The sequence below is a fragment of the Sphingomonas leidyi genome (genome assembly GCF_011761945.1).
GTDB classification, from domain to species: domain Bacteria; phylum Pseudomonadota; class Alphaproteobacteria; order Sphingomonadales; family Sphingomonadaceae; genus Sphingomonas; species Sphingomonas leidyi.
Map to the genome: position 1 here is coordinate 1,532,479 of NZ_JAASQV010000001.1, position 13,328 is coordinate 1,545,806.

The 13,328-nt window shown below is 66.6% G+C and carries 13 protein-coding genes; 4 read left to right on the forward strand and 9 right to left on the reverse strand.

All coding sequences use genetic code 11. The features are described from left to right. Positions 1 to 72: 72 nt before the first annotated feature. From FHR20_RS07385 to FHR20_RS07400, 4 genes are all read left to right on the forward strand, one after another. Entirely contained in the window at positions 73 to 366 is a 294-nt protein-coding gene (locus FHR20_RS07385) for an Hpt domain-containing protein (protein ID WP_167298882.1), read from the forward strand. Between the two features lie 76 nt (positions 367 to 442). Further along, positions 443 to 1,330 carry a hypothetical protein gene (locus FHR20_RS07390; RefSeq protein ID WP_167298883.1) on the forward strand — a complete coding sequence of 296 codons (888 nt, stop codon included), beginning with the start codon at positions 443 to 445 and terminating at the stop codon, positions 1,328 to 1,330. Positions 1,331 to 1,447: 117 nt separating this feature from the next. Next, entirely contained in the window at positions 1,448 to 2,296 is an 849-nt protein-coding gene (locus tag FHR20_RS07395; protein WP_167298884.1) for a hypothetical protein, read from the forward strand. 80 nt (positions 2,297 to 2,376) lie between these two features. Further along, positions 2,377 to 3,243, forward strand: a complete 867-nt coding sequence (locus FHR20_RS07400) for a hypothetical protein (protein WP_167298885.1) — start codon at positions 2,377 to 2,379, stop codon at positions 3,241 to 3,243. Between the two features lie 16 nt (positions 3,244 to 3,259). On the opposite strand, the gene FHR20_RS07405 is transcribed toward FHR20_RS07400, so the two are convergent. The 9 genes from FHR20_RS07405 to dnaG all read right to left on the reverse strand — a co-directional run bounded on the left by FHR20_RS07405 (position 3,260) and on the right by dnaG (position 13,327). Then, entirely contained in the window at positions 3,260 to 4,438 is a 1,179-nt protein-coding gene (locus tag FHR20_RS07405) for a vWA domain-containing protein (RefSeq protein ID WP_167298886.1), read from the reverse strand. A 9-nt stretch (positions 4,439 to 4,447) separates the two neighbouring features. Next, complete coding sequence (locus FHR20_RS07410) at positions 4,448 to 5,860, reverse strand: hypothetical protein (protein WP_167298887.1); 1,413 nt, start codon at positions 5,858 to 5,860, stop codon at positions 4,448 to 4,450. Between the two features lie 38 nt (positions 5,861 to 5,898). Further along, complete coding sequence (locus tag FHR20_RS07415) at positions 5,899 to 6,477, reverse strand: CHAP domain-containing protein (protein WP_167298888.1); 579 nt, start codon at positions 6,475 to 6,477, stop codon at positions 5,899 to 5,901. Between the two features lie 152 nt (positions 6,478 to 6,629). Then, the gene (locus tag FHR20_RS07420) at positions 6,630 to 7,055 is read right to left on the reverse strand and encodes a GFA family protein (RefSeq protein ID WP_167298889.1); all 426 of its coding nucleotides are present in this window, start codon (positions 7,053 to 7,055) and stop codon (positions 6,630 to 6,632) included. After that, on the reverse strand, positions 7,055 to 7,906 hold the full coding sequence (locus FHR20_RS07425; RefSeq protein ID WP_167298890.1) for an AAA family ATPase: 852 nt from the start codon (positions 7,904 to 7,906) through the stop codon (positions 7,055 to 7,057). Before FHR20_RS07425 ends, FHR20_RS07420 begins: the two co-directional genes overlap by 1 nt. A gap of 52 nt (positions 7,907 to 7,958) precedes the next feature. Continuing rightward, the gene (locus tag FHR20_RS07430; protein ID WP_243857146.1) at positions 7,959 to 8,573 is read right to left on the reverse strand and encodes a DUF6975 family protein; all 615 of its coding nucleotides are present in this window, start codon (positions 8,571 to 8,573) and stop codon (positions 7,959 to 7,961) included. Positions 8,574 to 8,883: 310 nt separating this feature from the next. Then, complete coding sequence (locus FHR20_RS07435) at positions 8,884 to 9,201, reverse strand: hypothetical protein (protein WP_167298892.1); 318 nt, start codon at positions 9,199 to 9,201, stop codon at positions 8,884 to 8,886. Positions 9,202 to 9,374: 173 nt separating this feature from the next. Then, a complete protein-coding gene (rpoD, locus tag FHR20_RS07440) occupies positions 9,375 to 11,402 on the reverse strand; it encodes an RNA polymerase sigma factor RpoD (protein WP_167298893.1) in 2,028 nt (675 codons plus the stop codon). A gap of 41 nt (positions 11,403 to 11,443) precedes the next feature. Then, positions 11,444 to 13,327, reverse strand: coding sequence for a DNA primase (gene dnaG / locus FHR20_RS07445; protein ID WP_167298894.1), 1,884 nt, complete (start codon positions 13,325 to 13,327; stop codon positions 11,444 to 11,446). Position 13,328: the final 1 nt, after the last annotated feature.

Here is a 13,328-nt window from a genome sequence, read left to right on the forward strand (position 1 = left end):
TACCACATTTCGGCGTCGTACCAACAGCGGCATGGAAACGCGCTATTAACGGTATCCGGCTAGGGACGGATCATGGCGTACGATCCGGGTGCAATCGATGCGACGCTGGCGGCGGCGGTGGGCGACGAGCCCGCGCTGATCGCCGAGCTGCGCGAAGCCTTTCACGACGGGGTGCAGAGGTGCCTCGAGACCATGAAGACCGCCGAGAGTCCCGATGGCTGGGCGGCGGCGGCGCTGCGCCTCAAGGGCCTTTCGGCCAGTTTCGGCGCGGTCCGGCTGATGGCGCTCGCCACCGAAGCGGCCAATGGACAGGCGCATGACGGCGCGATACTCCGGCGTCTCCATCGGGCGGTCGACCGACTCTGAATTCCACGGCGCGGCTGCGCCCTGAGTTCGCGTCATGCGGCCCCGCAACGCTTTTGGTTTGATGCTGGGGAAACGCATGCGCAAGCTGGCCATCGGTCTCGCCTTCGTTCTCGCCACGATTTCCGGCGGCGTCGCGCAGGGACAGCAGGTGCCCGAAGGCGGCCAGGATGGCGGCATCCTTGTCGAAGGCCGCAAGCAGGGCCCCCGGAAGGAGGCACGGCGCTTCGTCGAGCGGATCGTCACTACCACCAAGGACCAGCTCTCGCGCTTCAACGATCCGGTATGCCCGGTGGTGCTGGGGCTGACGCCGCCCTATGCCAAGGCGATCGTCAAGCGGTTCCGCGAGGTCTCCGCAGAGGTCGGTGCCCAGGTCGATCGGGACGAGAAATGCTATCCGAACGTCTTCGTGATCGTCGCGGCGGATGCGGGCGCCATCATTGCCCAGCTGCGCGAGAAATATCACGGCTTCTTCCGCGACCTCGCCTATGACGACAAGCGCACCGCCCTTGACGAGGGGCCGGTGCGCGCCTGGCGGGTGTCCGAGGAGCTCGACCAGAGCGGCAGGCCCGGGGCGCAAGGCCCGGATGGCCTGCGCAGCTTCCGCGGCATAGACCCCGGTTCGCGCATCTCGCTCTCGACGCAGCAGGCCACCTATGCCGCGGTGGTGGTCATCGACGTCAATGCGATCGACGAGAAGTCGGTGGGACAGATCGCCGACTATGTCGCCATGCGCGTGCTTGCCGGCGCGCGCCCTCCCAAGGAGGGCGGACGGCTCGATACGATCCTGACCTTGTTCGACGGGGATGCCATCGTCCCGGAGGGGCTGACTCAGGTCGATCGCAGCTTCCTTACGGGCATCTATCAGATGCAGGCCAATGCCCGGCTCGGCAGCCAGGCCGGCACGATCGCCGATCGGATCGTGCGGGACGCCCGGGAAACCGGAACGGCGAAGAAACCCCGTTAGCATCGGGCCCCGAAGCTGCCGGATGGACAGGCCCGGCTGCGCGCGATACGCCCATACCGCGAGAGATCGGTTCAGCCGGCGCATTCGACACGGAGAGGCCTGGGAAGGATCGACTCTATGCGCACGCCGTTTTGCCTGGCCTCGCTTCTGCTGCTTTCCATGGCCGGCGCGCCCCTGGCCCCGGCACAGGATGCCAAACCGGTGCAGGACGGCGGTATCGTCGTAACCGGCAAGGGTCCCGAGCCGATCGGGAAGGCCCGGCGCTATCTCCGCCAGGTCCTCGAGAGCGACAGCGGCCAGCTCGCGCGCTTCGTCGATCCGGTCTGCCCGCTCGTCCTCGGCCTGCCCGAGCGCTTCCGGGCGCCGATCGACGAGCGTTTCCGCATCGTCGCCGGGGCCAGTTCGGTTCGCCTCGCCAGGGGGAAATGCCGGCCGAACCTGATGATCGTGTTCGCCGACAATGCCGACGCGTTGATCGAAACGATGCGCAAGCGCCGCAATGCCGCCTTCGCCGATCTGGACGAGGGCGCGCTGCGCGATGCGTTCAAGGCGGGGCCGATCCATGCCTGGCGCCTGGTCGTGACGCGGGACGACATGGGCAATGTCGCCACCGGGGACGACGATCCCGATTTCCCGACCATCTTTGAGAGCGAGACCCAGACAGTCACGATCAATTCGGTGATCGTGATGGACAAGCGGGCCGCTCAAGGCAAATCGGTACGCCAGATCGCCGATTACGCCGTGATGCGCACGCTGGTGGGCGCGCGGCCGCCCGACAAGGGATCGATCGCAGCCGCTTCGATCCTGTCGCTGTTCGACCCCGCGGTGGCGCCGCCGCCGGCGGAGATCACCGATATGGACCTGGGCCTGCTCTCGGGGCTCTATCGGCTGCGGGATCCCTATGCGCAGGGCGGGGACCAGGCCTATCGGATCTCGCGCACGATGGTGACGGGCCGGCCGCGCTAGCGGGCTTCACCGGCGGGGCAGGGGAATGCTATATCGATGGCACGCCCGATTTGACGGGAGCGAGGTGGGAGTGAGTTAGCGTGCGCATGGCCCTGATCGGTTTCGCCCTGGCGATCGCTGCCCCCGGCACGGCGCAGGCGCAGGACAAGCCCGCCGACGATCCCAGCATCGTGGTTCGCGGGCAGAAGGGCGTTCCGCCGCGCGAAGCCCGCAAGTTCGTCCGCCAGGTGGTGACCAGCACCGAGGGGCAGCTCGCGCGCTTCGTCGACCCGGTCTGCCCGTTCGTGCTCGGCCTGCCGCGGCAATATGCCATGGTGGTCGAGGATCGCATTCGCGACGATGCCCGGCAGGCCGGGATCAGGACCGGAGCGGAGGGCAAGTGCCAGCCCAACCTGGTGATAATGGTCGCCGACAATGCCGATGCCGTCGTCAGGAAGCTCCGCCAGAAGTTCAGCGGCCTGTTCCTGGGCGTGAGCGCCAAGGAAATGAGCCGGGCGATGCGCGAGGGGCCGGTGCATGTGTGGAGCGCGGTGCAGGTGCGCAACGAGAACGGCCAGGCGCCCCGCCAGACCGAGTCGGACGGCCCGCCGACGCTGCGGGTCTATGGCGCCTCGCTCGTCGACCTCCAGACCCAGCAGGCGGTGCTCCAGTCGATCATGGTCCTCGATGCCGATGCCCTGCTCGGCAAGACGCTGACCCAGATCTCGGACTATGTCGCGATGCGCACGCTGGCCGGGGCCCGCCCGCCCCGCGAAGGGGTGGAGGCGAACACGATCCTCACGCTGTTCGATCCCCAGGGCGCACCGCCGCCTGCGATGACGGGCATCGACCGCGGTTTCCTCGCCGGGCTCTACAAGGTGCGCCCGAACGGTACGTCGGTGACTCAGATGAGCACCATTTCGCGCCAGATCGTGAAGGATTCGAAGCCGCGCACGGAAAGGGAATGACCCGGGTGCTCGGCGCTCAGCGCTTGCGGCTGAGCTCGCGCATCGCCTCGTCGAGGCCGGCCAGGGTGAGGGGGTACATGCGGTCGCCCAGCAGCTCGCGCAGGATCTTCACCGACTGGGTATAGCCCCATTGCTCGCGCGGGATCGGATTGAGCCATATCGCGGCGGGATAGGTGTTCAGCGCCCGCTGCATCCAGACGGCGCCCGCCTCCTCGTTGAAATGCTCGACCGAGCCGCCCGGATGGGTGATCTCGTACGCGCTCATCGAGGCATCGCCGACAAAGACCAGCTTATAGTCGTGCCCATATTTGTGGAGGATGTCCCAGGTGGGCGTGCGCTCCTGGAAGCGGCGGCGATTGTCCTTCCACACGCCTTCGTACAGGCAATTGTGGAAATAGAAGAACTCCAGGTTCTTGAACTCGCTGGTGGCGGCGGAGAACAGCTCCTCGCACAGCTTGATGAACGGATCCATCGATCCGCCGACGTCGAGGAAGAGCAGCAGCTTCACGGCATTGTGCCGCTCGGGGCGCATGTGCACGTCGAGCCAGCCCTGTTTCGCGGTGCCTTCGATCGTCGCGTCGATGTCGAGCTCGTCGGCCGCCCCCTCGCGGGCGAAGCGGCGCAGGCGGCGCAGCGCCACCTTGATGTTGCGGGTGCCCAGTTCGCGGGTGCTGTCGAGATTGCGGAACTCGCGGCCCTCCCACACCTTGAGCGCGCGCTTGTGCTTGCTTTCGCCGCCGATGCGCACGCCTTCGGGATTGTAGCCGCCATTGCCGTACGGGGATGTGCCGCCGGTGCCGATCCACTTGTTGCCGCCCTCGTGCCGGCCCTGCTGCTCCTCGAGCCGCTGCTTCAGCGTCTCCATGATCTCTTCCCAGGAGCCGAGCGACTGGATCTTCGCCATTTCCTCGGGGGACAGGAACTTCTCCGCGATCGCGCGCAGCCATTCCTCGGGGATCGCGGCGGGGGCGACGCCATAGCTGGCGGCGATGCCCTTGAAGACCTTGGCGAAGACCTGGTCGAACCGGTCGAGCAGCCCCTCGTCCTTCACGAAGGTGGCGCGGGCGAGATAGTAGAAGGCCTCGGGCGTACGCTCGATCACGTCGCGGTCGAGCGCTTCCAGAAGCACGAGATGCTCCTTCAGGCTGGCCGGTATGCCCGCGGCACGCAGCTCGTCGAGGAAGGAAAGGAACATCCGCTTTCCTTAGGGTTGGCTCCGCCGCTCGTACAGGTTCCAGTTGGTGCCCGAAAGGCTGCGCATGCGATGCTGGGCGATCAGCGCGAAATGGCCGCCGCAGCGATCGGCGTCCGCCGGGAACGCCTCGCCCAGGAAGCGGTCGACCAGCAGGAAGCGCGCCTGGGGATCGCAGCGGCCCAATATCACCTTGAGCTTGTACTTCCGGCGCGCGGCGGCGACGTCGGTGGCCGCCTGGCCGGTGTCGCGATCGAGCAGCATCGTCGTGCCTTCGGGCGCGCGCGCCATCATCTCGCGCACCGGGCCGCCCGGATCGCCGCGCTGGTCCACGGCCAGCACATAATCGCACCACAGGCTTCCGCCGAGCATCGCGGCCAGGCCGATCCCTGCCGCGATCCGCCGCCAGTCGCCCTTCTCCAGTCCGAAGCCGGTCATCTCGCCCAGCATCAGCAGCAGCGGCAGCAGGGCAGGCATATAGTAGCGGGCATGGCCGACATTGCCGGCGTGCAGCACGGCTAGCAGGAAAGGGAAGGCGAAGATCGCCAGCCGGTACAGCGCCATGCGCGATGCGCCCCAGCGCGGCGCCAGGACGAGCAGCACCAGCACCAGCACGATCGGCCAGATGTCCTTCCAGGGCAGGCCGATCGTATAGCCGATCGCCGTGGTGGTGCCGTTCAGGTACATCATGAAGTCGAACGGATCGTAGCGCCCGAAACGGAAGCCGGTGCCGGCGAAGTGACCAGCGGCGAGCACGAAGCCGAGCACGCCCGCCAGCACCAGCACCGGCAGCCAGAAGGTCCGGAAGATCTCGAGCGCCGCCGCCCGGAAGCCGTTGCGCTTCCACAGCACGAAGGAGGGCCAGCCGACCAGGGCGACGGCCGCGAAGATCATGGTGAGCTGCGACAAGGCACCGAGGAAGAAGCAGAGCGCGAACGTGGTCGGGCGGCGATAGCCAAGGTCGCCCGCCAGCCAGCGATCGATGAACAGGATCGCGATCAGCATCGCGAGCGACATGCCGGCATAGCCGCGCGCTTCCGATCCCATCGTCACCAGCATCGGCGAAAAGGCGAAGAGCAGGGCGGTCGCCACCATGGTGATCCGTCCGCGCGGCTCGGCGATCCTGGCGGCCACGAGGATCGCCGCGCTGCTGCTCAGGATCGAGAGCAGGCGGACGAGCGGCGGCCAGGCGCCGAAGCCCACCATCTGCATCCAGAGCGAGTTGAGATGGTGGTTGTTGTCGTGATTGATTCCGATGAAGACGCCGATCGGCGTCAGCGCATCGCGCGCCTGCGACGCGGACCAGGCCTCGTCGAACCACAGGTCGCCCAGCGAACAGACGAAGCGCAGCGCCAGGCCCGCAACCGCGATCGCGCAGATCGCCCACCACCAGCGCCGATTCGCGCGCAGATCCCCCCCGGTCATGCTCTGCTAGATGCCTCGCCGCTCAGCTTCGGGCAAGCTCAACGCGATGCATAGGCGTCGATCAGCGAGCCGACATAATCCGGCTGCCTGGCGGTCAGCTCGGCCGAGGGGCGGGCCTTGCGCACCGTGGCGGGCGCATCGCGGTCGGGCGTGCCATAGATGAAGCCGTGCGCCGGGTAGATCGAACTGCCCAGCCCGCCCCGATCGCGGTACCAGACCTTGACCATGCTCCAATCGCCGCGCTCCGACACGTCGAACAGCGTCACGTCCTGCTCGGCATGGCCGCGTTCGCCCTCGAAGCGGGACCAGTTGGCATGGGTGATCATCAGCACGCGCTTCTCGACGATCCGGCTCACCACCGCGACATGGCCGAGCGGCAGGCGCGCGCTCTTCGAAAAGGCCAGGACGGCGCCCACCCTGGGCACGCGGCCGCGCTGGTAGCGGCCCTCGGCCTGGCCCCACCAGGTCCAGGCGTCGCCATAGATCTGGATGCCGGAAGCGGCACGCGCGAAGGGCACGCATTCGCCGACATAGTCGAGAAGGGATTGCGCACCGGCAGGCACCGCAGCGGACAGCGCGGCGGCGAGCAGCACGGGAAACGCGATACGCGGACACATACTCGGGACCCATACAAGGTCCCCCCCAAGCGGTCCGTAACCCGGAGTGGTTTAGGAAGGGTTAACTATGATCGGCGCCGAATGGAGCGTGATGCGGATAGTCTTCCGTCAGGCCCCGCCGAACAGCTTGCGGAGGACCTTGATTGGCTCGGCTACTCGGGCCTGGGCGCGGGTGCCGGAGGCTGGCGCGGGAAGGTTTCCAGCATCGGATCGATCCTTGCCCAGGCGGGTGCCTCGTCGGTCCAGATCGCGACGGTCGGCGCCAGGCCCTGGGCATCGTCGAGAAAGCCCAGGCGCAGCGTGCGGAATTGCGGGCGGGCCGAGGACTGGCCCATCACCGGCGTGCCGCAGGCGCCGCAGAAGCTCTGCGTGAGCGTGTTGCCGCTGTCGGCGACATAGCTGGTGCTCGAAAGCATGCCGGTGAGCACGATATCGTCGGTCGCGAACATCGCATTGGTGGTGGCCGAGCCGGCGGCGACGCGCTGGCACCGGCGGCACCAGCATTGGCGCACCGCCACCGGCTCGCCGCCGATCGTGGCGGTGACGGCGCCACAGGCGCAGCTTCCGGTATAGGGCATCAGGCCTTGCCCTGCTGGCGCCGCGCCATGAAGGCGAGCCGCTCGAACAGCATCACGTCCTGCTCGTTCTTGAGCAGCGCGCCGTGGAGGGGCGGGATCGCCTTGGTCGGGTCCTTGTTCTGCAGCACGTCGAGCGGCATTTCCTCGTGGAGGAGCAGCTTGAGCCAGTCGAGCAGCTCGCTGGTGCTGGGCTTCTTCTTCAGGCCCGGGACCTCGCGGATCTCGTAGAAGATATCCATGGCCTTCGAGACCAGGATCTTCTGGATGCCGGGGAAATGGACGTCGACGATGGCCTGCATCGTCTCGCGGTCCGGGAACTTGATATAGTGGAAGAAGCAGCGGCGCAGGAACGCGTCCGGCAGGTCCTTTTCGTTGTTCGAGGTGATCACCACGATCGGGCGCTCGGCGGCGCGGACGGTTTCCTGCGTCTCGTAGACGTGGAACTCCATCCGGTCGAGCTCCTGGAGCAGGTCGTTCGGGAACTCGATATCGGCCTTGTCGATCTCGTCGATCAGCAGCACGGGCAGTTTGGGCGCGGTGAACGCCTCCCACAGCTTGCCCTTGCGGATATAGTTGGCGATCTCGTGGACGCGCGGATCGCCGAGCTGGCCGTCGCGCAGGCGGGCGACCGCGTCATATTCGTACAGGCCCTGTTGCGCCTTGGTGGTCGACTTGACGTTCCACTCGATCAGCGGGGCATTCACTGCCTTGGCGATCTCATAGGCGAGCACGGTCTTGCCCGTGCCCGGCTCGCCCTTGACGAGCAGGGGACGCCGCAGCGTGACGGCGGCATTGACCGCGACCTTCAGGTCCTCGGTCGCGACATAGCTTTGGGTGCCTTCGAAGCGCATCGCCATGGCTTAGAGGGGCGAAGCCGTCTCGCGCAAGATCGGTGTGGGGAAGTTACTGCTTGTCGCGCGCCGAGGCGCGGGCCTCGAGCAGGTCCCACAGGCCGCGATGCTGGGCGAAGAGCTGCTGCGCGCCGAACAACATGGCCCGCTCGAGCATGCCTTCGCGCACCAATGTGTCGACCACGGTCACCGTCTCCTCGGCAAGCGGCAACTGCGAGGGGGGAGGGGTGAGGCCCAGGCGCTCGCCGGCGGCATCCAGTGCCTCGCGGATCACCGCCCAGTCCATCGCCAGCGCGATCGCCGCGCCGGTGGCGCAGCCCGCGCGATCCGACTGGGCGAGCATGTCGATCGCATGGCGCTGGGCTGCGGTGGCGGCCTCGGTCTCGGCATGGCCCGGCGTGCTGGGCATCGGGCCCGCCGAGGCGACGATGCGGACGAGATAGGCGCGTTCGATGACGAAGGCGTCGGCGGCGACTTCCAGCCAGTCGCGTTCGATGCCGAGGCGGGCATGGCCCAGCGCATGGTCGATCACGCCGGGATGGCGGCCATGGAGCAGGCAGATATGATGCATCGCGTCCGACAGGTCGCGCAGCGGCTCCTCGTTGCGGGCGAGGCGCTGCAGATAAGGGTGGTGGGCGCTGCCGTCCGAGGCGATGAGCGCCCCCATCGAGCCCCACGCCCCGCCCAATCGCGCAACTTGTACGGAATCAAACGGCATAAGCCCCCGCATCTCCTGACGGCTTCATGCCGACGGGTTAGGTCTTGCAACTCCGGGGTATACCGAAGCACGTAAAGACGCGGTGAATCCGGAATTTACTGTGGATAAACCACATGTTCCCGCGCCATCCCGCGCAGGAAACGGAAACGCCCCAGAAACAAGTTCCGAGGCGATCCGATAGTATCCGCAAATAGCCCGATAGTTACGGCCATGCACCGATCCGCCTTCCCGGCGGCGCGATACGCTGGGTGGCGGCGGGTCAGATCACCAGCCCGAAGACCGCGGACACGCCATTGCCGTCCGCCGGGCTGCCGAGGACCTGATAATAGAGATAATTGCCGTTGTAGACGATCTGGTTGCCGGCAATGCCCGAGGCGATGTTCTGATAGCCCTCGCTCCAGGAAATCGTGACGGCATAATGCCCCGGCTCGAGATCGGCCCAGCTCTCATTGACCGGGCTCCCCGAAGTGGCGGTGCCATTCCATTCGAAGCTCGGCCCCGGCGTGGCATAGGTCCAGACGCGTACATGAACTTCCCCGGGATTGAAGGGGGCAACCTGCACGGACAAAGTAGACATACCGAACCTCGCGCTGATGGAAGATGGCGCGAGGCTATAGCTCCGGTGCCGGCGGGTCGAGATCAGGACAGGCAATCCATCCGGATTGGTGACATCTATTTCCTACCCGAAACGAAAACGGGGAAGGCGATGCCTTCCCCATTCCGAACTTCTGCACGGCGTTCAGCGATGGATCACTGATCGAGGAACGAGCGCATCTTCCGCGAACGGCTCGGGTGCTTGAGCTTGCGCAGCGCCTTCGCTTCGATCTGGCGGATTCGCTCGCGGGTGACCGAGAACTGCTGGCCGACTTCCTCGAGCGTGTGATCGGTGTTCATGCCGATGCCGAAGCGCATGCGCAACACGCGCTCCTCGCGCGGGGTGAGCGAGGCGAGGACGCGGGTTACCGTTTCCTTCAGGTTCGCCTGGATCGCGGCATCCACCGGGATCACGGCGTTCTTGTCCTCGATGAAATCGCCCAGATGGCTGTCTTCCTCGTCGCCGATCGGCGTTTCGAGGGAGATCGGCTCCTTGGCGATCTTCATCACCTTGCGCACCTTCTCGAGCGGCATGCTCAGGCGCTCGGCCATTTCCTCGGGCGTGGGCTCGCGGCCCTGCTCGTGGAGGAACTGGCGGCTGGTGCGGACCAGCTTGTTGATCGTCTCGATCATGTGGACCGGGATGCGGATCGTGCGCGCCTGGTCGGCGATCGAGCGGGTGATCGCCTGGCGGATCCACCAGGTCGCATAGGTGCTGAACTTGTAGCCGCGGCGATACTCGAACTTGTCGACCGCCTTCATCAGGCCGATATTGCCCTCCTGGATCAGGTCCAGGAACTGCAGGCCGCGGTTCGTATACTTCTTGGCGATCGAGATCACGAGGCGGAGATTGGCCTCGACCATCTCCTTCTTGGCGATGCGCGCCTCGCGCTCGCCCTTCTGCACCATGTTGACGATGCGGCGGAATTCGCCGAGCGCCATGCCGGTCGACTGGGCGATCTCGGCGATCTCGATGCGGATGCGGTCGACCGCGCCGCCCTCGTTCGCGGCAAAGGCCGCCCATTTCTTGTCGAGGCCCTGGACCGACTGCAGCCACTGCTCGTCGAGCTCATGGTCGACATAGCGGTCGAGGAAATCCTTGCGGCTCACCTTGTGGCGCTCGGCAAGGCGCAGCATCTGACCGCCCAGCGCGGTGAGGCGCCGGTTGAAGCTGTAGAGCTGGTCGACCAGATACTCGATCTTCTGCTGATGGAACTGGACCGACTCGACCTCGGCCGTCAGCTCCTCGCGCAGCTTCTGGTACTTCTTCTCGTCCGAGGCGACGAGCTCGCCGCCGGCAGCCATCGCATCGAGGCGCTGGAGCTGCATCTTGGAGAATTTCTTGTAGATCGACGTGATGTTGGCGAACTTCTCGAGCGCCTGCGGCTTGAGCGTCTCCTCCATCTGGGCGAGGCTGAGGGTATTGTCCTCCTCCTCGTCGTCCGAAGGCCGCGGCGCGCGGCGCTCGGTCATCGAATCCTCGTCTTCCTCCTCGGCGACTTCCTCGACCTCTTCCTCTTCCTTGTAGGAGGGGCCGGCGGCGGCTTCGCTGATCTCGCCATTGTCGTCCTCGGCGCCCTCGACCTGCTCGGCCGACGGCCCCTTGGAGAGCATCGCGTCGAGATCGAGGATCTCGCGCAGCTGCATCGTGCCTTCGTTGAGCGCGTTGGACCAGCCGATGATCGCGTTGAAGGTGATCGGCGACTCGCACAGGCCCAGGATCATCGTGTCCCGACCGGCCTCGATGCGCTTCGCGATCGCGATCTCGCCCTCGCGGGACAGGAGCTCCACGGCGCCCATCTCGCGCAGGTACATGCGTACCGGATCGTCGGTGCGATCGACGGTTTCCTTCTTCTTGGTCTCGAAGGCCGGCGCCGAATCGTCGTTGCCGTCGTTCGAATCGGCATCGTCGGCGCTGTCGTCCTCGGGCTCGGCGTCCTCGCCGGCTTCCTCGTTCTCGACCACGTTGACGCCCATGTCGTTGAGCGCCGCCATCACGTCCTCGATCTGCTCCGAGGACATCTGGTCCTGCGGCAGCATCTCGTTGAGCTGGTCGACGGTGATGTAGCCGCGCTTCTTCGCCCGCGCGACTAGCTTCTTGATCGAGCCTTCGTTGAGATCGATCAGCGGCGCGTCACCCGCCTCGCCGGTGTCGGTGACGTCCGCCATGTTCGCCTTGGCCATTCAAATCCTCGAAACTTGGATGGCGGCAATTATACGCCGCCCTAATCCTCGAAATTCTCGTCGTCCGCAAGCATCAGATTCGCGAGGCGCGTTTCCAGCTCCTGGCGCTGCCGGAGCAGAGCCGTTTGCCGGGCGAACGCCGCATCGTCGAAACGCTCGAGCATCGCGGCCGTTGCCTCTGCCAGCGCCGCGTCCACCGCGGGGCGCGCCACCATCACCGCGATCGCCTCGTTCAGGTCTTCGCGCGCTTTCCTTTCCTCGGCTTCGGGCCGGGTGAAGGAGAAAGGCAGGGTATCGGCCCGGAGCAGCTCGCTCGCCATCTGATCGAAACCGGACCGCGCCAATATGGTGAGTACCTTGGCACGATCAAGCTGCCGGTCTTCGAGCGCGACGTCGACCACCGCCTCGAACAGCTTGCCGAGCGCGCCCGATGCGCCGCGCAGGGAGCCGAGCACCTCCATGTGGCGCGCGATTTCGGCGGGGTGGCGGATCAGCCCGGCGAGCACCGCCTTGGCGAGGATGGGGTCGAGCCCGCCGGCCTGCACCGAGCGGGTCCGCTGGGTGAGCGGCGGCTCGGGCGGGATCCAGTTGCCGCGCTTGTCCCGCCTCCCGCGCGCCGCCGGCGCACCGGGGCCACGGGGGGCTCGCGCCTCGAACCCGCGTTGCCCGCGCCCGAAATGCGCATCGGTGCGCTCGCGAAACTCGGCGAGATATTCGTGCTTCACATTCGGATCGCCGATCCCCCCGGCAAGTTCGCCAAGACGGCGCTTCAGGCCGGCGCGCTGCTCGGGCGTGTCGAGCGGTTCGGCGGCAACCTCGCTGTCCCAGAGCAGATCGACCAGCGGCCGCGCCTTGCCGAGCAGCGCCTCGAAGGCGGCGGGTCCCTGGGCACGGACGAGATCGTCGGGATCGAGCCCATCGGGCAGCGTGACGAAGGCGAGGCTGCGCCCCGGCTCGAGCATCGGCATGGCGCGATGCGCAGCGCGGAGGGCCGCCTTCTGGCCGGCCGAATCGCCGTCGAAGCAGAGGAGGGGGACATCGGCTATCCGCCACAGCCGTTCGAGCTGATGCTCGGTCATCGCGGTGCCGAGCGGCGCCACCGCCTCGCCGAAACCGGCCTGGGCGAGGGCGATCACGTCCATATAGCCCTCGACCGCAATGATCCGCCCGGACTTGCGTGCCGCGGCCTGGGCACGATCCAGATTGTAGAGCGTGCGCCCCTTGTCGAAGAGCGGCGTCTCGGGGGAGTTGAGATATTTCGGCTCGCCCTCGCCGATGATGCGCCCGCCAAAGGCGATGGCCCGGCCTCGCACGTCGCGGATCGGGATCATCAGTCGGCCGCGGAACCGATCGTACGGGTCCTTCTTTTCCACCGAGATCAGCAGGCCGGCCTCGACCAGCATGGGATCGCCATAGCCTTTGAGCGCTTCCTTGAGCTTGCCGCGCGAATCGGGCGCGAAGCCGATGCCGAAGGCCCTGGCGGTTTCGTCGTTGATCCCGCGCTTCCTGAGCACCGCGCGCGCCTCGGCGCCTTCGATGCCGTGGAGGCGCTCGACGAAGAACCTGGCGGCGTCCTCCATTGCCTCGTGCAGCCCCTTGGCGCGCTCGGCCTTCTCGGCGCTGCGGCGATCCTGCTCGGGCATTTCCATGCCGGCCGCCTGGACCAGCTCCTTCACCGCATCGATGAAGGGCAGGCCGCGCTGATCGGTCATCCAGCGGATCGCATCGCCGTGCGCGCCGCAGCCGAAGCAATGGTAGAAGCCCTTGTCGTCGTTGACGTAGAAGGACGGCGTCTTCTCGTTATGGAACGGGCAGCAGGCACGAAACTCCCGTCCCGCCTTCTGGAGCTTCACCGTCTTGGCGATGAGGCCGGAGAGCAGGGTGCGGGCGCGGAGCTCGTCCAGAAAGGCGGGAGTAAGGCTCACC